Origin of the sequence: Curtobacterium sp. PhB137 (genome assembly GCF_003814955.1) — a bacterium.
In the GTDB taxonomy this organism is placed as follows: Bacteria; Actinomycetota; Actinomycetes; order Actinomycetales; family Microbacteriaceae; genus Curtobacterium.
In genome coordinates this window covers 143,119-163,200 of sequence record NZ_RKQO01000005.1, presented here as the reverse complement: position 1 = coordinate 163,200, position 20,082 = coordinate 143,119, and the positions used below count along the sequence as shown (strand labels likewise).

Annotated in this window: 21 protein-coding genes; 11 read left to right on the top strand and 10 right to left on the bottom strand. The window is 72.1% G+C overall.

The features are described 5' to 3' along the window. Window positions 1-90: 90 nt before the first annotated feature. The gene (locus tag EDF28_RS07405; protein ID WP_123937731.1) at window positions 91-789 is read left to right on the top strand and encodes a FadR/GntR family transcriptional regulator; all 699 of its coding nucleotides are present in this window, start codon (window positions 91-93) and stop codon (window positions 787-789) included. Window positions 790-992: 203 nt separating this feature from the next. On the opposite strand, the gene EDF28_RS07400 is transcribed toward EDF28_RS07405, so the two are convergent. From EDF28_RS07400 to EDF28_RS07380, 5 genes are all read right to left on the bottom strand, one after another. Further along, complete coding sequence (locus EDF28_RS07400; RefSeq protein WP_123294233.1) at window positions 993-1,595, bottom strand: GNAT family N-acetyltransferase; 603 nt, start codon at window positions 1,593-1,595, stop codon at window positions 993-995. A 9-nt stretch (window positions 1,596-1,604) separates the two neighbouring features. Then, a complete protein-coding gene (locus EDF28_RS07395; RefSeq protein ID WP_123339794.1) occupies window positions 1,605-2,288 on the bottom strand; it encodes a uracil-DNA glycosylase in 684 nt (227 codons plus the stop codon). Between the two features lie 5 nt (window positions 2,289-2,293). Then, entirely contained in the window at window positions 2,294-3,013 is a 720-nt protein-coding gene (locus tag EDF28_RS07390; protein ID WP_123294231.1) for a Type 1 glutamine amidotransferase-like domain-containing protein, read from the bottom strand. Then, window positions 3,010-3,543, bottom strand: a complete 534-nt coding sequence (locus tag EDF28_RS07385; RefSeq protein WP_173168683.1) for a phosphoribosyltransferase — start codon at window positions 3,541-3,543, stop codon at window positions 3,010-3,012. Before EDF28_RS07385 ends, EDF28_RS07390 begins: the two co-directional genes overlap by 4 nt. A gap of 69 nt (window positions 3,544-3,612) precedes the next feature. Next, on the bottom strand, window positions 3,613-4,386 hold the full coding sequence (locus EDF28_RS07380) for an SDR family oxidoreductase (RefSeq protein ID WP_123937730.1): 774 nt from the start codon (window positions 4,384-4,386) through the stop codon (window positions 3,613-3,615). Window positions 4,387-4,553: 167 nt separating this feature from the next. Here EDF28_RS07380 and EDF28_RS07375 point away from each other — a divergent pair, with 167 nt between their 5' ends. From EDF28_RS07375 to EDF28_RS07345, 6 genes are all read left to right on the top strand, one after another. Then, window positions 4,554-5,642, top strand: a complete 1,089-nt coding sequence (locus EDF28_RS07375; protein ID WP_123937729.1) for an acyltransferase family protein — start codon at window positions 4,554-4,556, stop codon at window positions 5,640-5,642. A gap of 279 nt (window positions 5,643-5,921) precedes the next feature. Further along, window positions 5,922-7,253 carry a bifunctional o-acetylhomoserine/o-acetylserine sulfhydrylase gene (locus EDF28_RS07365; RefSeq protein ID WP_111086406.1) on the top strand — a complete coding sequence of 444 codons (1,332 nt, stop codon included), beginning with the start codon at window positions 5,922-5,924 and terminating at the stop codon, window positions 7,251-7,253. 271 nt (window positions 7,254-7,524) lie between these two features. Beyond that, on the top strand, window positions 7,525-8,727 hold the full coding sequence (locus EDF28_RS07360; RefSeq protein ID WP_123937728.1) for a homoserine O-acetyltransferase: 1,203 nt from the start codon (window positions 7,525-7,527) through the stop codon (window positions 8,725-8,727). Window positions 8,728-8,967: 240 nt separating this feature from the next. Then, window positions 8,968-10,125, top strand: coding sequence for a sensor histidine kinase (locus tag EDF28_RS07355; RefSeq protein ID WP_123294227.1), 1,158 nt, complete (start codon window positions 8,968-8,970; stop codon window positions 10,123-10,125). Next, window positions 10,122-11,447 (top strand): hypothetical protein, encoded by a 1,326-nt coding sequence (locus EDF28_RS07350; RefSeq protein ID WP_123339799.1) that lies wholly within the window; start codon window positions 10,122-10,124, stop codon window positions 11,445-11,447. Before EDF28_RS07355 ends, EDF28_RS07350 begins: the two co-directional genes overlap by 4 nt. Window positions 11,448-11,534: 87 nt before the next feature. Beyond that, entirely contained in the window at window positions 11,535-12,206 is a 672-nt protein-coding gene (locus EDF28_RS07345) for a response regulator transcription factor (RefSeq protein WP_111086410.1), read from the top strand. Between the two features lie 330 nt (window positions 12,207-12,536). Here EDF28_RS07345 and EDF28_RS07340 read toward each other — a convergent pair whose 3' ends face one another. Both EDF28_RS07340 and EDF28_RS07335 read right to left on the bottom strand, forming a co-directional pair. Further along, window positions 12,537-13,802: an MFS transporter gene (locus EDF28_RS07340; protein WP_123339800.1), complete on the bottom strand. Its 1,266-nt coding sequence runs from the start codon at window positions 13,800-13,802 to the stop codon at window positions 12,537-12,539. A gap of 306 nt (window positions 13,803-14,108) precedes the next feature. Next, window positions 14,109-14,294, bottom strand: a complete 186-nt coding sequence (locus tag EDF28_RS07335) for a hypothetical protein (protein ID WP_123937727.1) — start codon at window positions 14,292-14,294, stop codon at window positions 14,109-14,111. A gap of 124 nt (window positions 14,295-14,418) precedes the next feature. On the opposite strand from EDF28_RS07335, the gene EDF28_RS07330 reads away from it, so the two are divergent. Next, window positions 14,419-14,613 carry a hypothetical protein gene (locus EDF28_RS07330; protein WP_123937726.1) on the top strand — a complete coding sequence of 65 codons (195 nt, stop codon included), beginning with the start codon at window positions 14,419-14,421 and terminating at the stop codon, window positions 14,611-14,613. 62 nt (window positions 14,614-14,675) lie between these two features. Here the strand turns inward: EDF28_RS07330 and EDF28_RS07325 are convergent, their stop codons facing one another. Both EDF28_RS07325 and EDF28_RS07320 read right to left on the bottom strand, forming a co-directional pair. Beyond that, window positions 14,676-14,984, bottom strand: coding sequence for a thiamine-binding protein (locus EDF28_RS07325; protein WP_123294222.1), 309 nt, complete (start codon window positions 14,982-14,984; stop codon window positions 14,676-14,678). Further along, entirely contained in the window at window positions 14,981-16,246 is a 1,266-nt protein-coding gene (locus tag EDF28_RS07320) for a glycosyltransferase 87 family protein (protein WP_123937725.1), read from the bottom strand. The genes EDF28_RS07325 and EDF28_RS07320 overlap by 4 nt, the downstream gene beginning before the upstream one ends. 105 nt (window positions 16,247-16,351) lie before the next feature. On the opposite strand from EDF28_RS07320, the gene EDF28_RS07315 reads away from it, so the two are divergent. Continuing rightward, window positions 16,352-17,062: a YceI family protein gene (locus tag EDF28_RS07315; RefSeq protein ID WP_185094174.1), complete on the top strand. Its 711-nt coding sequence runs from the start codon at window positions 16,352-16,354 to the stop codon at window positions 17,060-17,062. Between the two features lie 265 nt (window positions 17,063-17,327). On the opposite strand, the gene EDF28_RS07310 is transcribed toward EDF28_RS07315, so the two are convergent. Further along, window positions 17,328-18,188, bottom strand: a complete 861-nt coding sequence (locus tag EDF28_RS07310; RefSeq protein WP_123937724.1) for an ADP/ATP-dependent (S)-NAD(P)H-hydrate dehydratase — start codon at window positions 18,186-18,188, stop codon at window positions 17,328-17,330. Window positions 18,189-18,212: 24 nt separating this feature from the next. Between EDF28_RS07310 and EDF28_RS07305 the strand changes: the two genes are divergently transcribed. Together EDF28_RS07305 and EDF28_RS07300 are read left to right on the top strand one after the other, a co-directional pair. Further along, window positions 18,213-18,845, top strand: a complete 633-nt coding sequence (locus tag EDF28_RS07305; RefSeq protein ID WP_123937723.1) for an HAD family phosphatase — start codon at window positions 18,213-18,215, stop codon at window positions 18,843-18,845. Window positions 18,846-18,855: 10 nt separating this feature from the next. Next, a complete protein-coding gene (locus EDF28_RS07300; protein ID WP_123937722.1) occupies window positions 18,856-19,938 on the top strand; it encodes an NADH:flavin oxidoreductase/NADH oxidase in 1,083 nt (360 codons plus the stop codon). The last annotated feature ends 144 nt before the right edge of the window (window positions 19,939-20,082 follow it).

The following is a 20,082-nucleotide window of genomic DNA, read 5'->3' as shown; positions in this document are numbered from 1 at the left end:
GCCGCGCGCCATCCGCCCTCGGACGCAGTCTGCCGTTTCGATGGGACCGACGTCACGCCGATCGCGCGACCCGTACTGCACGGAGGAACGATGCCCCCAGCCCGCGGACTCCACGCCCACGTGCTCGACACCCTCGGGCAGCGCATCGTCGACGGTGCGCTCGACCCCGGCACGGTGGTCCGCCCCGAGCTCGTGGCGGACGAGTTCGGCGTGTCCCGGTCGGTCGTGCGCGAGGCGCTCCGCGTCCTGCAGTCGCTCGGACTCGTCGAGCCCCGGCAGCGCGTCGGCACGCAGGTGCTCGGCATCGGGTCGTGGGAACTGCTCGCCCCGACGGTCATCCGGTGGCGTGGCGCCTCGCCCGCCTACTTCGTGCAGCAGCGGGAACTCCTCGAACTGCGGCTCGGCGTCGAACCCGTCGCAGCGTCGCTCACCGCCGGCGGCTCCGGGGCGTCCGCAGTCCTCGGCGCCGCGCAGGACATGCTCGCCGCCTGCGCGCGCGAGGACAGCCGCGCGTACCTCGAGGCCGACGTCCGCTTCCACCGCGCCCTGCTCACCGGCTCCGGCAACGCCGTCTTCGCGCACTTCGCCGGCACCGTCGAGGCGCTGCTGCGCACCCGCACGTCGGAGTCGCGCGACACCATCACGCGCTGGACGCGCGAGGCAGCACTCCGCCACGAGGCCGTCGGGCACGCGCTCGTCGCGGGTGACGGGGCCGCCGCGGCGGCCGCGACGACGGCGCTCGTCGGCGTCACGCGCGACGAGTTCATCGCGGAGGCCCCGCGGCCCTGACGGGGTGTGCGGGGGCCGGCGGCGGGCGAGGGGCGGGCGAGGGCCGGCACGCCGGGCGCTGACCGCCGGGGTTCCACAACGCGCCGTGCGCTGGACGTCGAGGTTCCACCCCACGCGCGATCGCCCGCCGAGATGCGCAGATCTCGGAACCTCGGCGCGGCCCGAGACGAGACGCGACCGACCGACGACGGACGACGGACCGACTACTTGCGCGCGAAGAGGCGGGGACCGCGCAGCCGCAGGCGCATCGTCACCGTGCCGAGCCACCGGTCGTACTTGTAGCCGACCTTGCCCATCCGGCCGACCTCCTCGAAGCCGAGCCGCTCGTGCAGGCGGATCGAGGCCTCGGCCTGCCGGTCGGCGATCACGGCGACGACCTCGCGGACCCCGGCGGACCGGCACTCGTCGAGCAGGGCCTCCATGAGCGCACGGCCGAGCCCCTTGCCCCCGGAGGCCGCTCCGAGGTAGATCGAGTCCTCGACCACCCGGTTCGACCGGTCGCGCGGGTTCCAGGCGTCCACGAGCGCGTAGCCGAGGATCTGCCCGGCGGGGTTCTCGGCCACCAGGAAGGGCAGCTTGCGCTTCCGGATGTCGTCGTAGCGCTGCTTCCACCGGGCGAAGGTGAACGCCGACGGGTCGAACGTCACCGACGAGTTGCGGACGTAGTGCGTGTGGATCTCACGGACGTCGGGCAGGTCGCTCGCCTCGGCGGCACGGATCCGGTACTCGAACGCGGTCTCGCTCGCCGGCCGGGCACGCAGGTGTCGCGGCAGGACCCGCCGTCGCTGGTATTCCTCCTCGAGCACGTGCCGAGCCTACTGAGCGGGCAGCGACCAGTCGACCGGTGCCGCGCCCTGTTCCTGCAGCAGCGCGTTGACCTGCGAGAACGGCCGGCTGCCGAAGAAGCCCCGCGACGCACTCAACGGGCTCGGGTGCGCCGACGCCACCACCGGGGTGTCGCCGAGCAGCGGCCGGACGGACGCGGCCTGCGCGCCCCACAACACGGCGACGAGCGGGGTCCCCCGGGCGACGAGTGCGCGGACGGCCTGGTCGGTGACGGCTTCCCAGCCCTTGCCGCGGTGACTGCCGGCGTCGCCCGCACGGACCGTGAGCACACGGTTGAGCAGCAGCACGCCCTGGTCCGACCACGCGCGCAGGTCACCGTGCGCCGGCGGGGTCACGCCGACGTCGGCGCTGAGCTCCTTGTAGATGTTCGCCAGGCTGCGCGGCACCGGACGAACTGCCGGGTCGACGGCGAACGACAGCCCGATCGGGTTGCCCGGCGTCGGGTAGGGGTCCTGCCCCACCACGAGCACCTTCACGGCGTCGAACGGCGTGGTGAAGGCCCGGAGCACGTCGGCGCCGGCCGGCAGGTAGGTGCGGCCGGCCGCTGTCTCGTCACGCAGCCAGGCACCCATGCGGTGCACGTCGGCCTCCACCGGAGCGAGCGCCGACGCCCAGCCCGGGTCGACCAGGTCGGCGAGCGGTCGTGGCTCCACGACGGCTACGCGCCCATCGTGGCGACGGCCACCGACTCCTCGCCGGCCATGACCCGCCAGACGCTGCCGGTGCCCCGGACCTCGAGCGCGCCCTCGCCGACGACGAGGGCGGTGTCCTCGTCGATCGCCAGGCCGGCGGTGACGAACTCGGCCTCGGCGCTCGCGATCAGGCGGGCGAGGGTGCCGGCCTGCACCGCGTGGACGTCGATGGTCAGGTCGACCAGGCCGAGCCCTTCGCGGAGTTCGACCTCGTCGAGGCCTTCAGAGGCTGCCTCGGGGCAGATCTCGACGCCGCCGATGCGCCAGCCGCCCACGAGCGCGCGGTCGGCGGCGATCATCGCACCGGCCGAGTAGCCCAGGTAGGGCAGGCCGTCGGCGACGAGCAGCCGAAGCTGGTCGACGAGTGGGGCGATCGCGCCCAGGTAGTCGGGGGTGACGCCGCCACCGACGACGAGCGCGTCGACGTCGCTCAGGACGGTCGTGTCGAACACCTGGCCGGCCGCGACCTCGGTGACGACGACCTCGGCCACGCGGGCACCGCCGAGCACCTCGGCGATGTCGGCGGTCGACGACGGACTGCCGCCGTCCGGGCCGGCGACGGAGAGCAGGGCGATGCGCGGGACCGTCCGGCCGACGGCGGCCGAGCGTGCGGTGGCCTCGGCGAGGAAGGGCGCTGCGGCGTCCGAGGCGGCGAAGAGTCCGCCGCCGACGAGGTGGATGCTCACGACTCGGCCGTCACCGGTGCGAGGGCGCTCCACGGGAACGTGATCCAGCCGTCGACCCGGCGCCACACGTGGTCGGGCTCGAGGACGGTGCCGGGCTTCGAGTACAGGCAGGCGCTGCGGACGTCGGCACCGGCATTCCGGATGATGTCGACCACCAGGCGCAGGGTCCGACCGGAGTCCGACACGTCGTCGACGACGAGCACGCGCTTGCCGGCGAGGCTCGGGGCGTCGAGCGCGGGTGCGAGCACGACGGGCTCGTCCAGGCGCTGCTCGACGTCGGTGTAGAACTCGACGTTGATCGAGCCGCACTCCTTGGTGCCGAGCGCGTAGGCCACGGCACCGGCGATGATCAGCCCGCCGCGGGCGACGGCGACGACGACCTCGGGCTCGAAGCCGGAGGACAGCACGTCCTTCGCGAGCAGGCGTGCGGCGTCACCGAACTCCAGCCATCCGAGCACCTCGGGCCCGCTCGTCACGGTCACGGTCGACTGAGCCGGGGCCGTGGGCTCGGGTTCGCTGCTGATCGGCATCCGTCCACGGTACCGGCAGGGACCCCGCGCCCGCGACCCGTGGCCACCGCCCGGGCGCTGCGCAGGCGATCAGCGCGGCGAGAGCGTCCCGCGCGCGAGCTTGTGCTGCGCCGACTGCGCGACCGGCCGGATCGTGACGAGGTCGAGGTTCACGTGCGGCGGCAGTTCCACCGCGTGCACGATCGCCTCGGCGACGTCGTCGGCCACGAGCGGGTCCGGCACGTCGTCGTAGACCGAAGCGGCCTTCTGCTCGTCGCCGCGGAAGCGGGTGAGCGCGAACTCGTCGGTCTTCACCAGGCCGGGGGCGATCTCGACGACGCGGATCGGTTCGCCGTTCAGCTCGAGCCGGAGCGCGCCGACCAGGGCGTGCTCGGCGAACTTCGCGGCGTTGTAGCCGCCGCCGTTCTCGTACGCCACGAACCCGGCCGTGCTCGTCACCGTGACGATGTCCGCTCCCCCGGTGTCGCGTGCACGGTCCCGCAGGTGCGGCAGCAGCGCGGCGACGACGCGCTTCGTGCCGATCACGTTCACCTCGAACATGGCCCGCCAGTCGTCGACGTCGGACTCCTCGACGCTGGCCGAGCCGAACGCGCCACCGGCGTTGTTGACGAGGACGTCGGCGCCGCCGAGCTCGGCGACGCGGGCGGCGAGCGCCTCGACGTCGGCAGCGCTCGTGATGTCCGCCACCAGGACCTCGGCCCCGGTCTCCGCGGCGAGCGCCTCGAGCTTGGACGCCCGGCGGGCGACGGCGAGCACGTCCCAGCCCCGCGAGCGGAACAGTCGGACGGTGGCCGCCCCGATGCCCGAGCTCGCTCCGGTGACGACTGCGCGCCGTGCTGCCATGTGATCTGCCTCCTGCGTCGGTGTCGGGGCAACGGATCGCCCCGGTGTCGGGGCACCGGATCGCCCCGGTGTCGGGACGACTGCTCGCCCCGGTGTCGGGACGACTGCTCGCCCCGATCCCCACCGTACCGACCCTCCCAGGTCACGATCCGGTAACGTGACCGACGATGACGACGGATGCCGCCCCTCCCGCACCCTCGGCCCCGGCGACGCAGCTCGAACCCGGCCGGGCACCGCGCCGTATCCCGATGTGGGACACCGCGCGGTTCGTCGCGGTGACCCTCGTGGTGATCGGCCACGCGATCCAGCGCCAGACGACGGCGAGCGAGCACGCCCTGGCGCTCTACACGTTCATCTACGCGTTCCACATGCCCGCGTTCGGTGTGATCAGCGGCTACTTCTCGTCGGCCGACACCCCGACGGCGAAGCGCATGCGCCGGACGATCACCGACATCGTCGTGCCGTACATCATCATGCAGACGATCTGGACCGTGGTGCAGGGCATCGTCGAGGGCGGCAAGGACTTCAACCCGACGCAGCCGACCTGGACCCTGTGGTTCCTGCTGGCCCTCGGCATCTTCAAGCTGATCCTGCCGTACCTGGCGCAGCTGCGGTGGCCGTTGTTCTGGGCCGTCGTGTTCAGCATCGGCGTCGGCTACTTCGACAACGTCGACTCCACGCTCTCGTTGTCCCGTGCGATCAGCCTGCTGCCGTTCTTCCTGCTCGGGTGGCAGGTCAAGCAGTGGGGGCTCTTCGACCGCTGGTACGAGGCCTCGCGCCGCACCGTGGTCCGGGTGCGCGTCGCCGCCGGCGCCGTGTTCGCCGCGTGGGCCGTGTCGTGCGCGGTGTGGATCCCGCAGTTCAAGGAGTTCGACCTGCACCACTGGTTCTTCTACGACGACTCGTACTCGGGTCTCGGCGAGGACGCGTGGTGGGCCGGCGCCGTCCGCTTCGGCCTGATGCTGCTCGCGACACTGCTGACCGCGTCGTTCCTGGTGCTCATCCCCCGCCGGAACATCTGGCTCACGCAGTTCGGTGCGGCGACGATGTACGTGTACCTGCTGCACACGTTCGTGCTCTACCCGATCCGCGAGTCCGGCGTGCTCGCCGGTCCGCACTCCGCGTGGCCGTTCGTGCTCCTGATGGTCGCGATCGCCTGCGCGGTGAGCCTCTTCCTCGCGCAGCCCTTCGTGCGGCGCGGGATGCGCTGGCTGCTCGAACCGAACGTCGGCTGGCTGTTCCGTCGCGACAATTGACATTTCCGCGCAAGCAGTCGTCTTCGCTGCGCTCAGTCGGCAGCGCGCGACGTCGCGGCAGGCCGCGACCGATCCCCGTGGTCGCCGCCGTCAGACGAGCGCGCAGGCTCGACCGGGAGGCCCGTGGTGCGTCGGGCGTGCGCGTTACGTCCCGAGGCGGGTGCGCTGGTACCAGCGCGACCACCTGCGTACCGTGACACCCGACGCACAGACGCGCCGCGCCTCCAGGCCGAGCGCAAGGCGACCCGACGACCAGCCGCACCGGACAGGAGCACCAAGATGACCGAGCACGACGCCGCGCAGTGGCGGTTCGAGACCACGCAGGTCCACGCCGGCGCACAGCCGGACCCGACCACGGGCGCCCGCGCCACCCCGATCTACAAGACGACCTCGTACGTCTTCGCGAACTCGGACGAGGCCCGCGACCTGTTCGCCCTCGCCAAGCCGGGCAACATCTACTCCCGCATCATGAACCCGACGAACGACGTCGTGGAGCAGCGCATCGCGGCACTCGAGGGCGGCAGCGGCGCACTCCTCGTGGCGTCCGGCCAGGCGGCGGAGACCTACGCCGTGCTGAACATCGCGGGTGCTGGTGACCACATCGTGTCGTCGTCGTCGATCTACGGCGGCACGTACAACCTGTTCAAGTACACGCTGGCGAAGCTCGGCATCGAGACCACGTTCGTCGAGGACCAGGACGACCTCGAGGAGTGGCGCCGCGCCGTCCGCCCGAACACGAAGCTCTTCTTCGCCGAGACCATCGGCAACCCGCGGATCAACGTCCTCGACATCACCGGCGTCAGCGACGTCGCGCACGAGTCCGGCGTCCCGCTGATCGTCGACAACACGATCGCGACGCCGTACCTCATCCGTCCGTTCGAGCACGGGGCCGACATCGTCGTGCACTCGGCGACGAAGTTCCTCGGCGGCCACGGCACCGTCATCGGCGGCATCATCGTCGACGGCGGGAAGTTCGCCTGGTCACAGCACCCGGACAAGTTCCCGGAGTTCAACACGCCCGACCCGTCGTACCACGGCGCGGTCTTCGCCGAGGCCGTCGGCAACGAGCTCGCCTACATCGTGAAGGCCCGCGTGCAGCTGCTCCGCGACCTCGGCGCGTCGAACTCGGCGGACACCGCGTTCGCACTCCTGCAGGGCATCGAGACCCTGTCGCTCCGCATCGAGCGCCACGTGTCGAACGCGCAGGAGATCGCCGAGTGGCTCGACCAGCACCCGGACGTCGCGACCGTCGCCTACGCCGGCCTGCCGACGTCGCCCTGGTACGCCGCGGCGAACCGGTACGCGCCGAAGGGCGTCGGCGCCGTGCTGTCGTTCGAACTCAAGGGCGGGGTGCCCGCGGGCAAGGCGTTCGTCGACAACCTGCAGCTGTTCTCGCACCTGGCGAACATCGGCGACGTGCGCTCGCTCGTGATCCACCCGGCGTCGACCACGCACTCGCAGCTCACGCCCGAGCAGCAGCTCACCACCGGGGTCACGCCGGGCCTGGTGCGCCTGTCCGTCGGCATCGAGAACATCGAGGACCTGAAGGCCGACCTCGAGGCCGGGCTCGCCGCGGCCCGTGCGGTCTCGCAGGAGGGGCAGCGCGCCTAGCGTTCCTCCCGCCCGGGCACCGAGGCACCGCGCGCTCGATGCGTGTGCATGGTGCGACGTCCCACGAGTCGATCGACTCGTGGGACGTCGCTCGTTGCGCACGCATACGGTGCGTGTGCATGGTGCGACGATCCACGAGTCGAACAACGCGCACGATGTCGGAACATGCGCACGCACGCACAAGGCGAGCGCGGCCCGGGACCCGGCCACGGGGCGGGCGTGACGTAACACGGCGGCGGCGACCCGCGCCTCCCGGCAGACTGGACGCACCATGGACTGGCAGACGACCCCCGAGGACTCCGTGCCGTCCACCCTGGTGCCCGGTGCCGAACTCGGCACCATCGGCAAGCCGCCGGTCACCGGCGCCTGGCGCCCCGGCGACCACCCGGGTGCGCGCCACTTCGCGTCCCTCGGAGAGCAGTGGGTGCGCGGCGGGCGGCTGCCGGCCGTGCGGGTGGCGTACGAGTCGTGGGGCACGCTCAACGCGGCGCGCGACAACGCCGTCCTGCTGTTCCACGCGCTGACCGGCGACTCGCACGTCGCGGGCGCACCCGGTCCGGGGCACCGCACCGCCGGCTGGTGGGGCGACGTCGTCGGACCCGGCCTGGCGATCGACACCGACCGCTGGTTCGTGATCGCGCCCAACATGCTCGGCGGCTGCCAGGGCACGACCGGGCCGTCGTCGGTGGCACCCACCGGGGTCGAGTGGGGCTCGCGCTTCCCGTTCGTCACCGTGCGCGACCAGGTCGAGGTGCAGCGCCAGCTCGCCGACCGGCTCGGCATCGACGTGTTCGCGGCCGTCGTCGGCGGGTCGATGGGCGGGATGCACGCCCTCGAGTTCGCGGTGTCGCACCCCGCACGCGTCCAGCGGCTGGCGGTGCTGGCCTCGACGGCGCAGACCACGGCGGACCAGATCGCGGCGAACTCCCTGCAGCGCTCGGCGATCCAGATGGACCCGGCGTTCGCGGGCGGCGACTACTACGAGGCCGACGCCGGCGAAGGCCCGCACCGCGGGCTGGCGCTCGCGCGGCGGATGGCGTTGATGACCTACCGGGCGTCCGACGAGCTGAACGGCCGGTTCGCCCGGTCGTGGCAGAGCGACGTGTCCCCGCTCGGCGACGACGGGCGGTTCTCGGTGGAGAGCTACCTCGACTTCCACGGCAACAAGTTCACCCGGCGCTTCGACGCGTCGTCGTACATCACGCTCACGCACGCGATGGACTCCCACGACGTCGGGGCCGGGCGGGGCGGCGTCGCTGCCGCGCTCGAACTCGTGACGGCCCGCACGCTCGTCGTGGGGATCTCGAGCGACCGGCTGTTCCCGATCGAGGACCAGCACCGGATCGCCGCGGGGGTGCCGGACACGCTCGACGGGGACACGGCCGCGGTGATCGAGAGCGAGTTCGGGCACGACGGGTTCCTCATCGAGCACGAGCAGGTCGGAGCGCACCTGCGGCGGTTGCTCGACGGCTGAGCGCGACACGGCACGCGGCGGGGCGGCGGCACGCACAGGGGCCGCGGCACGCACCGGGGCGGCGGCGGCACGCGCGGCACCCGCGGCGGCACGCACCGGTGTGACGGCACGCGCGGCACGGCGCGCCGAACACCCCCCAACGGGTGTCGCCCGTGGTTGGATGGCTGCGAGCCCGGACTGAACGAGGCTCGGTTTCCCCGCACGACCCGTCACACCAGCTCGTCACCAACCAGGACATCGATGGAATTCATCGCACAGGAACGCGACCGCTTGCTGCGGGCGACGACCCGTGTCGTGGGCATCGTCTGCGCGCTCATCAGCGTCGTCGGCGTGGTCTCCGCCGCCGCGGTCTCCGCCCTGCCGCTCGTGGGCGCCCTGCTGTGCATCGCCGCGATGGTCGCCGCGTTCGTGTTCTTCGGGCGCAGTGGCACCGTGTGGTGGACCGCCGCGATCCTCGTCACGGGCCTCGCCTCGCTCGCGCTGCTGTTCTCCGGCGTGGACGAGTCGGTCCGCCCGCTCGTCGCCAGCGCCGTCATGCCGCTCGCGGGCGGCTCGCTGTCCGCCCCGCTGATGGCGCAGCGCGGCCAGCCGTTCGGCCTCGGACTCACGATCGGCACCGGCGCGATCGTCGTCGTCGTGATGGTGTGGGCCACCGGCGGGCTCCTGTCGACGCCCGTCAGCGGCGCCCTGCTCGGCTGGGTGCTCATCGCGGTCGTGGCCGTGTGGATCTCACGCAGCATCCCGCGCGTCGCCCGACGGATCTACAGCATCGGCACCGCGCACCGCGCCGAACGCCAAGCCAGCGAGACCGAGGCACAGCGACGGCAGGGGGCGCGGCTGCTGCACGACACGGTCCTCGCGACGCTCACGCTCCTCGCCCACTCCGGCGTCGGGGTCTCCGAGCAGGCCATGCGCGAGCAGGCCGCCGAGGACGCCAGACTCCTGCGCCACCTGCGACTCGGCGCGACCCCGCAGCCGTCGCAGTCCGGCGACTACTCGCTCACCCGCGAAGAGGAGTCGCCGCTCGGCCAGACCCTCGAGTCGGTGAAGCAGCGCTTCGGCCGGATGGGCCTCGAGGTCAGCTGGCACGGGACCGGCCAGGTGCTGCTGCCGTCGCACGTGCTCGACGCCTTCCTGCTGGCGCTCGGTGAGTGCCTCGAGAACGTCCGCCGGCACGCCGGTGTCGGCGAGGCGCACGTCACGATCGTCCACGACAACGACATGGTGCGCGCCATGGTCACGGACTCCGGCGTCGGGTTCGACCTGACCACCGTCAGCGCCGAACGACTCGGCTTCAAGGAGAGCGTCGTGAGCCGGCTGCGCGAGGTCGGCGGCGACGCGAAGCTGTTCTCCGCGCCGGGCTCCGGCACCACCGTCGTCCTGGAGGCACCGCGATGACCCGGGTCCCCGAGGACACCATCAGCCGCGGCCTGCCCGGCGAGTCGACCGGCCAGCAGCCGCCCCGCACCCGCCGCGAGGCGCGCGAGCGCTACCGCACCAGCGAGCGTCGGCAGGCCCGCGGGCTCCCCTCGACCTCGACCGGCGCACGGTCGCTCCGCCAGGCGGCCAAGCCCGGCGCCTCGCTCGGAGCCGGGTACCTCGGCCTCGGCGCCGCGGTGCTCACCGCGATCGAGGCCGTCTCCGGCATCGTGTACTTCCTGGTCCGCTGGTCCGACTTCTCCGACCCGTGGTTGCCCGCAGCCGCCTGGATGCTCTACATCGTCGCCGCGGTCGGTGTCGGCCTGAGCGTGCTGACGTACGGCGAGCGGTTGACCGGGCTGGCCTTCGTGCTGATCTGCGTCGTGCTCGCGTGCGTCGTGACCCTCGACTTCATCGGCATCTGGCCCGAGCACGACATCGCGCACACGGCGTCGGCGTCGATCGCCGCCGGGTTCGCCCTGTTGCCGATCGCGACGCTCCGACCCGCCCGCGAGGTCGCCGCGGCCATCGCGGTCCTCGGTCTGGCCTTCGTCGGCATGAGCGTCGCGTCGACCCCGATCACCAACGACACGCTGCCGGGCATCGTGTCCCTGCTGGCCCTCGTCGTCGTGCCGCCGTCGATCGCCCTGTACGTGGTGCAGCGGTTCCGGCAGCTCGTGCAGCGGGAACTCGACCGGGTGCTCGTGCAGAGCAACGTGCAGGCGCCGCAGTTCGCCGTCGGCATGCTCGCCTCGGACGAGCTCGCCCGACTCGACCTGGCCGCCGAGAAGCTGCTCGACGCCGTCGCGAACGGCACCGATCCCCTGCCGCTGTCGGATGCCTCGAGCTCCGTCGCCGCCTCGCTCGCGACCGAGCTCCGCCTGCACCTCATCGAGGGCCGACGCGAGACCTGGCTGTACCACGCGATCACGGAGTCCGACCACCTCGGGCGTTCGGTGAGCGTCGCCGATCCGGGCGCCCTCGCCGGACACCTCTCGCCCGCGCAACGCGACGGACTGCTGCAGGCCCTGTGGCAGATGGTCGGCGACGGCCGCACCGCCACCCCCGGCCTGCCGGTCGTCTCGGTCACGCTCGGCCCGGTCGGGTCCGACGGCCACCCCGTCACCGACGAGCGGATGGACGTGCCGGTCGTGATCGAGTCCCGCGGCGTCCAGCGCCGACGCCTCGGTCCCACCGCCTGGAGTGCCTTGCAGCGCATCGGTCCGTACACCGAGACCGTCCGCGACGGCGCGCTCCACATCGTCGCCCACTGCGTCGTGGACCGACATCCGTCGATGTAGCTGCCGGACACCCGGACAGCCTGCCCGTGCCACGTGCCCCTCCCTCCTAGGATCGGGCACGAACTGCCCCCGAGAAAGGACGCCCGCATGGCGACTCCAGAGGAACCCATCCGACTCGCACTGGTCGACGACCACAGGATGCTCCTCGGCGCGCTCACGGAGTGGATCCGGAGCGCCGCCGACGACATCACGTTGGTGGCCGCGGTCACGACCTGGCCCGAGCTCCTGACGAGCCCGGCGTTCCCGGTGGACGTGGTGCTGCTCGACCTGGACCTCAAGGACTCCATCCCGGTGTCGCTGAAGATCTCGACGCTCAAGACCGCCGGTGTGAAGACCGTCGTGATGAGCACCTACTCGGAGCCGAACGTCGTGCGCGAGGCCCTGGCGGCCGGCGCACTCGGCTACCTGGTGAAGAGCGAGGACGCCGACATGATCGTCGAGGCGATCCGCTCCGCCCAGCGCGGCGAGCAGTACGTCTCCGCCGAGCTCGACCTGGCCATCAACAGCGGCGACGTCGGTGGCGTCCCGAAGCTCAGCGCCCAGGAGCGTCGCGTGATGGCCCTGTACGGCGGTGGCGAGCCCGTGAAGAGCGTCGCGTACCAGCTCGGCATCTCCGAGGAGACGGCGAAGAGCTACCTCAAGCGCATCCGCGAGAAGTACCGCGTCGCAGGCTTCGACGTGGGCACGAAGGTGGCGCTCCGGAAGCGGGCGATCACCGACGGCATCATCGTGCAGGACGGCGGCCCGCTGGGCCTGTAGCGCGGCGCGCGCGGGCGCTTGCCCGCTTCGTGAGCACAAATGGTCGGGTCCTGTCACGGGACCCGACCATTTCTGCTCACCATGGGCGGTCTGCCGCACACCACGTCGGACGGGAGGCCCGTGGCGGCGTCGCCACGGGCCTCCCGTCCGGTGCGTGGGCACGCCCACTGCGCGCGATCAGTGGATCGGGACCGGCCTGCGGTCTGTCCCGCCACAGCGACACGGTGCCGCCGATGCCCGCCGTCCGTTTCGCGGAAGCGACGCTCTGCCGCGAACAGTTCGCGGCAGACTGTCGCTTTCGCGAACCGCGCTGGCGGCGCCCGCTCGCGATCAGTGGATCGGGACGGGCGCGGTGATCGGGCCGGTGCTCGGCGACGGGGAGCGCAGCGCGGCACGGCGCGTGGTGCGACGCTCGACCGAGTAGCTGAACATCGTGACGAGGACGCCGAGCAGCGCGAGGACGATGCCGAGCCAGCCCGGTGCGACGAACCCGAAGCCGGCAGCGATGACCGCACCGCCGAGTGCTGCGCCGAGCGAGTTGCCGATGTTGAACGCCGAGTGGTTGAGCGCCGCGGCGATCGTCCGGGCGTCGCCGGCGACGTCCATCAGGCGGGACTGCACCGCCGGCGGGATCGCCGACGAGGTCGCACCGAGCAGGAACGCGCCGAGCAGCATCCCCCAGAGCCACTGCGCGGTCAGCACCGTGAGCAGCAGGGCGCCGATGAGCGAGAACATGCCGAAGTAGATCGTGCGCTTCACGCTGTGGTCGGCGAGGTGTCCGCCGAGCACACCGCCGACGACCATGCCGATGCCCACGACCACCAGGACGATCGGCACGAACGACTCCGGCATGCCCGTGACGTTCTGCACGAGCGGCGAGATGTACGAGTACACGGCGAAGAACCCACCGAACCCGACGGCGCCGAGGCCCATCACGATCCAGACCTGCGGCACGCGGAAGGCGCGGAGCTCCCGGCCGATCGTCGCGTGCTCGTCACGGGCGCTCTTCGGCACGAAGGCCGCGACGGCGAGGAACGTGAGCGCGAACAGTGCGGCGACGACGCCGTAGGCGATCCGCCAGCCGGCGAGCTGGCCGACCCAGGTGATCGCGGGGACGCCGACGACGTTCGCGACCGACAGACCGAGCAGCACCATCGCGATGCCCTTGCCGCGCTTGCCCGGGCCCATCATGTCGCCCGCGACGATCGAGGCGATGCCGAAGTAGGCGCCGTGCGGCAGACCCGCCACGAACCGGGCGACGAGCACCAGTCCGAACGACGGCAGCAGCGCACTCGCGATCGTCGCGAGGACGAACCCGACGAGCAGCACGAGGATCAGGCCCTTGCGCGGGAACTTCGCCGACATCGCCGCGATGGTGGGAGCACCGACGACGACCCCGAGGGCGTAGGCGCTGACGAGCCAGCCCGCGTGCGCGATGCCGGCATCCGGGTCGAGGCCGTACTGCTGCGGCAGCAGCGCCTGCGCGATGTTCGGCAGCAGGCCCATCGCGACGAACTCAGTCGACCCGATGGCGAAGCCGCCGAGGGCGAGCGAGATGAGCGCGGCGGTGCGACGCGCAGGCGTGAGCTGTGACATGGGGCCTGTTCTCGGACGACGTCCTGCACGGACGGCGTCGGATCGGGGTGTCGGCTGGACGGTGTCGGCTGGGCGACGGTGGTGACGGAGGCGTCCCGCGATCGCCGCGGTCCACGTGCCGATCGGCAGCGCGGCCACGCCCGAACGGGGTGCCGGTCCGGGTTCAGCAGCGAACGGGACGGTCCGGGTGGCGACGACCATCCGGTCCGAGCAGTGTAGACCGCTCCAAAGGCCGAACGGAAGTCGCCGTGCGCGGCCAGCACGGGTCGCACCGGGCTGGCCCGGTCGTACCCGATGAGAACCGGGTCAGGCCGCCTGACGCTCCGTGTGGGCGGGACGCGTCGACGCGGGTGCGAGATCGGGCAGCTCGTCGCGGTGCGTCCAGCCGGCGCCGCACTCGGCGCACGTGGCCCAGGCGTTCTCGCCCTGTTCGTCCGTGTCGATGACGACCGATCGCAGGTCGCAGTCGGGGCACCAGCCGTCGTGGGTCATCACGCGCTCCTCGTCGTCTCGGGGCCACCGGATGTGGCTCGACACGGGCAATGAGACACCCGACCACCGACATCCGCGGGAGGGTGTCGGCGTGTCGTGCGGGCCCTCGTTGTTCAATGAGCACGTGACTCTCGCTGCCACCGTGCTCGCCTCGTGCCGCGCCGGCGCGCCCGTGAACTGCGAGGACGCCACCGACCCGATGGGCATGGTCATCGTGCTCATCGCGGTGCTCGCCGGGATCGCGCTGCTGACGGTGTTCGTGGTGCTCGGGCAGGACCCCCGCCGGCGGACCCGGGTGCGGCGGCGCGACAAGCGCTGAGCGCCGAGCGACAGCGCCGAGCGCGAGCGCGAGCGCCGAGCGACAGCGCCGGCCGCTGAGCGCTACTCGCCGAGCGCCGCTTCGAGCCGCTCGAGCTTGCCGTCGATCTCGCCGGTGTGCCCCGGTCGGATGTCGGCCTTGAGCACGAGCGACACCCGCGTGCCGTAGACGCCGACGGCCTCGGTGGCGCGCTTGACGACGTCCATGACCTCGTCCCACTCCCCCTCGAGCTCGGTGAACATCGACGACGTGCGGTTCGGCAGGCCGCTCTCGCGGACCACCCGCACGGCTGCGGCGACGGCGTCGTGCACGGAGCCGTCCGCCTGTTCGGAGGGACCACCGGACGGAGCAACGGAGAAGGCGACGATCATGCGTCCATCCTGCCCGCGCCCCGGCCCATCCGCACCAGCTCGACCACGGTCCACGCCAGGATCGCCACCTCGAGCACGTTCCGCAGCGTCAGCACCACGAGCATCCACGGCTGCAGCGTGAGCACCTGGTCGTAGTAGGCCGGGTAGATCAGCTGCGTCAACACGGCGGTGGGGAGCGCGGCGATCGCGATCGGCACGAACCGGCGCACACTCGGCGTCCCGGCGGCCAGTCCCCACACGATCGGCACGGCGAGCCATCCGATGTACTGCGGCGACCCGACCTTGTTGGTGGCGATGAGCGTGGCGACGAACAGCAGCGCGAGCACGGGCGCGAGCTCGGCCCGACGGGCGCCACGGCGTGCGGCCCACAGCGCGAGGACGACACCGGCGACGACGACGATGGCCATCAGCGGCGTCGAGACCGCGGCCGCGGCGTGCGTGCCGGCGCCGGAGACCTCGAACGTCAGGATCTGCTGGTTGTAGAACACGGCCGCACCAGGAGCCCCGAACGCTGCCGCCCACATGAACGGCGTCGCGAGCGGTGACTCGATCTGCAGCGCTCGGCCGGTCTGCTCCCCGATGAACGACAGCAGGTAGGGCGCTCCGCCCCAGAGCACGTCGACGAGCACGATGAGCGCGCTGAGCACGAGGGCACCGGCCAGCACACCGCGGCGGTGCCCCTTGCGGAGGAGCAGCAGCACGGCGACGAGGGCGGCCGGCCAGACCTTCGTCCACGCACCGGCGGTGAACAGCGCCGAGGCGACCGCCGGCCGCGAGGCGACGAAGGCCACCCCGACCAACGCGAACACCGTCGCCACCGTGTCGATGCGGCCGAGCGCGATCGGCCCGAGTGCGAGCAGGAAGGCGAGCCACCACCACACGACCCGCACGCCACGCGACGACGAGCCGTCCGCACGCGAGCCGAACCCGCCGCGCGCCCGGAACCGCCACAGGAAGGCACACGCGACGGCGTCGAGCAGCACCATCAGCAGCAGCCACCCGGAGCCGATCGACGCGATCCCACCGAGTGCTGCGGCGGCCATCGGCACGATCGCCAGGATCGGGTAGACCCACTCGCCGTCGATCCCGACCCAGAAGTCCGCGCTCCGCCCGGTCTCGATCCACCGGCTGTAGGTGATGGTGACGTCGCCGAGCGGCAGGTTCGCCGAGATCGCGGTCAGCCACCACAGCGCCGCGTGCACGGCGGCGAACGCCAGGACGAACCCGACGCGTTCGATCCACGGGTTCCCGGTCCTCAGCACCGGACGAGCGTACCGGCAGGGAGCGCACCCGAACCCGCAGCGAGCGCACCCGAACCGGCTGAGAATCCCAGGCTCCCCCAACCATGACGTGTCACCGTCTTGCTCGTGACCACCGAAACCCCGCGCGGGCGCCGCAAGGCCGTCATCTGGATCTCCGTCATCGCCGCCGTCGTCGTGCTCGGCGTCATCGGGGCGATCGTCGCGACGAACGTCTACACGAGCAACGAGAACGCGAAGGCGTCGGCGGCACCGTCCGTGGCCGCCAGCCGCGAGGCCTCCACCCTCGACGACTCCGACCTGTCCGGCGCGTGGACGGTCGGCGGCGACTCCGAGGCCGGCTACCGCCTGCACGAGGTCCTCAACGGCTCCGACGTCACCGTCACCGGCCGCACCGACAGCGTCTCCGGCAGCGCCACCGTCGACGGCACGAGCATCACGAAGGCAACGATCACCGTGCAGGTCGCCGACATCGCCACCGATTCGGACCAGCGTGACTCCTACTTCCGCGACTCCGCGATGGACACCGCCGCCTTCCCCGAGGCCACGTTCGAACTCTCCGAGCCGATCGCCGACGCGGTCCCGAGCGGCTCGGACACGACGAAGGTCACCGCTGCCGGCAAGCTCACGCTGCACGGCGTCACGAAGGACGTCACCGCCGACCTGCAGGTCGGCCTGAACGGCGACGGCGTCGACATCTCCGGCTCGATCCCGGTCACCTTCTCGGACTACGGCGTGCAGGCGCCGAGCCTCGGCTTCGTGAAGGTCGACGACTCCGGCACGGTCGAGTTCCTGGTGCACGCGACCCCCGCGAGCTGACGGCCGCGACGCGCGTCACGCCCGTGACGTGCGCGACAGGCGGACGGGAGGCCCGTGGCGGCCCCGCCACGGGCCTCCCGTCCGTCCCCTGCTCGCGTCCCAGGCCGCGCCCTCTCGCGCATGCGTGCGCATGTTGCGACCTTCCACCCGTCGAACCGGTGGTGTCCCGTCGGAACATGCGCACGTACCCATTGCGTGCGCATCTTCCGACAGAACACGCGTCGATCACCTCGTGCATCGTCGGAAGGTGCGCGCGCACCGACCCCTACCCGCGCGCGTCGCCGTCGACGACCAGGTCCCGCACGACCCCGGGCAGCTCGCCGATGAGCCCGGTCATCGGGAACGGCCCGCCACCGGACGCCCGCCGCGCCGCGAGCCCGTGCACCACCGCGGCCGACGCGGCCAGGTGCGCGAGGTCCGACGGCGTCAGGGACGAACCAGCTGCCTCGACGGAGCCCTGCCGCGACGCCACGAGCGCACCGAGCACCCCGCCCAGGACGTCCCCGGCACCGGCTGCAGCGAGCCACGGCGTCGCCGACGACGCCACCAACCGGACCGACCCGTCGGGCGTGACCACATGCGTGCGCTCGCCCTTGAGCAGGACGACGCTGCCGGTCTGTTCGGCGGCACGGAGCGCTGCTGCGGCCGGGTCCTGCTCGATCGAGTCGCGGGAGACGCCGAGCAACGACGCGAGCTCCCCCGCGTGCGGGGTCAGGACGGCGAGCGGGCCGAGGTCGACGAGCGGGATCGCGCCCGCGTCGACCACGACCGGGACGCCGTCGTCCGAAGCGTGCGTGAAGGCCGAGGCGGTCGTGTCGTCCAGGTCACCGAGCGACGACGCCGAGATGCCCGAGCCGACGAGCCACGCCTGCACCCGACCGACACCGGCGACGGACTCGGGGCGACGCGCCAGGACGTGGTCCGACGCCCGCGACGGCCCGACGTACCGGACCATGCCGACACCGGTGTGGACCGCGGCGTCGACCCCGAGCACCGCGGCACCCGGGTACTGGTCGGAGCCGGTCGCGATGCCGAGCACCCCACGGCGGTACTTGGTGGACTCCCCCGTCGGCGCGGTGACCCACGCGGCGGCATCGGACGGCTGGACGGGCACGAAGTCGTTCACCGGCCCCACGTTACGGTGGAGCGCATGAGCCTGTTCCTGCCTGGTCGCGTGGTGGTCTTCGACTACGGCGAGGTGATCAGCCGGACGCCGCACGCGTCGCGCGACGCCCTCGTCGAGCTGACCGGGGTGCCGGCCGACGAGCTGTTCCCCGTCTACCAGGAGCTCCGCCACGACCTGGACCGCGGCGACCTGTCCGTGGTGGCGTACTGGCGGGCGATCGGCGAGCGCGTCGGGCGGACCTGGAGCATCACGGACATCCACCGGTTCTGGGCCGTCGACTTCACCGGGTGGTTCGAGGTCGAACCGGAGACCCTGGCGATCGTCGAGGAGCTGCACGACGCCGGCACCCGGGTGGCGCTGCTGTCGAACGCCGGCTTCGACTTCGGTGACCCGTACCGACGCTCCCCGATGGGTTCGCTGTTCGAGACGGTGGTGGTGAGCGCCGAGGAGCACGTCCTGAAGCCCGACGCATCCATCTACCGCGACACGTGCGCGCGTCTGGGAATCGAGCCGCAGCAGATGGTGTTCGTGGACAACAGGGCCGAGAACGCCACCGGCGCGGAAGCGATCGGGGCGGTCGGCCACCACTACACGTCGTCGGCGTCACTGCGGTCGTTCCTGGCGGAACTCGCGGCCGAGCCGGCGCCCGTCCCCTGAGGAGTCCCGCGTGACGCACGCCCTGTTCGAGCCGATCACCATCCGCGACCTGACGGTCCGCAACCGCATCTGGGTCTCCCCGATGTGCCAGTACTCGGCCGAGGAGCAGGACGGCGTGCCGACCGCGTGGCACCTCGTCCACCTGGGCGGCTTCGCCAAGGGCGGTGCCGGTGCGGTGATCGTCGAGGCCACCGGCGTGGTGCCGGAGGGCCGGATCAGCCCGCAGGACCTCGGGCTCTGGAACGACCAACAGCGCGACGCCTTCAAGCCGATCGTCGACTTCCTGCACGCACAGGGTGCTGCCGCCGGTGTCCAGCTCGCACACGCGGGCCGCAAGGCGTCGACGTTCCGCCCGTGGGAGTCCACGCACGGTTCGGTCCCCGCCGACCAGGGCGGCTGGTCCACCGTCGCCCCGTCCGCCGTTGCCTTCGACGGCTACGCGGTCCCGCGCGAGCTGGAGACCGAGGACATCCGGGTCGTCGCACTGGCGTTCGCGCAGTCCGCTCGCCGCGCCGTCGAGGCCGGGTTCGACCTGGTCGAGATCCACGCCGCCCACGGGTACCTGCTGCACCAGTTCCTCTCGCCGCTGAGCAACCACCGCACCGACCAGTACGGCGGATCGCTCGAGAACCGTGCCCGGGCACTGCTCGAGGTCCTCGACGCCGTCCGTGCCGAGGTCGGCGAGGGCTTCCCGATCGTCGTGCGGTTCTCGGCGACCGACTGGGTGGTCGGCGGGCTCACGCTCGACGAGACCACGGAGGTCGCTCGGTGGGCCGCGGAGCACGGCGCGGACCTGGCCGACGTCTCGACCGGCGGCAACGTCGCGAGCGCGCCGATCCCGGTCGGCCCCGGCTACCAGGTGCCGCACGCCGCGGCGATCAAGCGCGACGCCGGCATCGGCACCATCGCGGTCGGCATGATCTCCGAGGGCTTCCAGGCCGAGCAGATCGTCGCGACCGGCCAGGCCGACGTGGTGATGGTGGGCCGCGAGTTCCTGCGCGACCCGGGCTTCCCGCTGCGCGTGGCCGTCGAGCTCGGCGTGACCGTCGACTACGAGCCGCAGCAGTACCACCGCGCGCGGGTCACGGCGTAGACGCGCGGCCTTCCTGAACGGATTCTCGGTCGGCCCCTCGGGCAGGCAGTACGATTGGCAGCACTGTGGACGATCCCCCGAATAGTTCTTCGCCTCACTCATCCGCCGCTCACTCGGTGAGCTGCACGTCATCCCCGTGCGCGG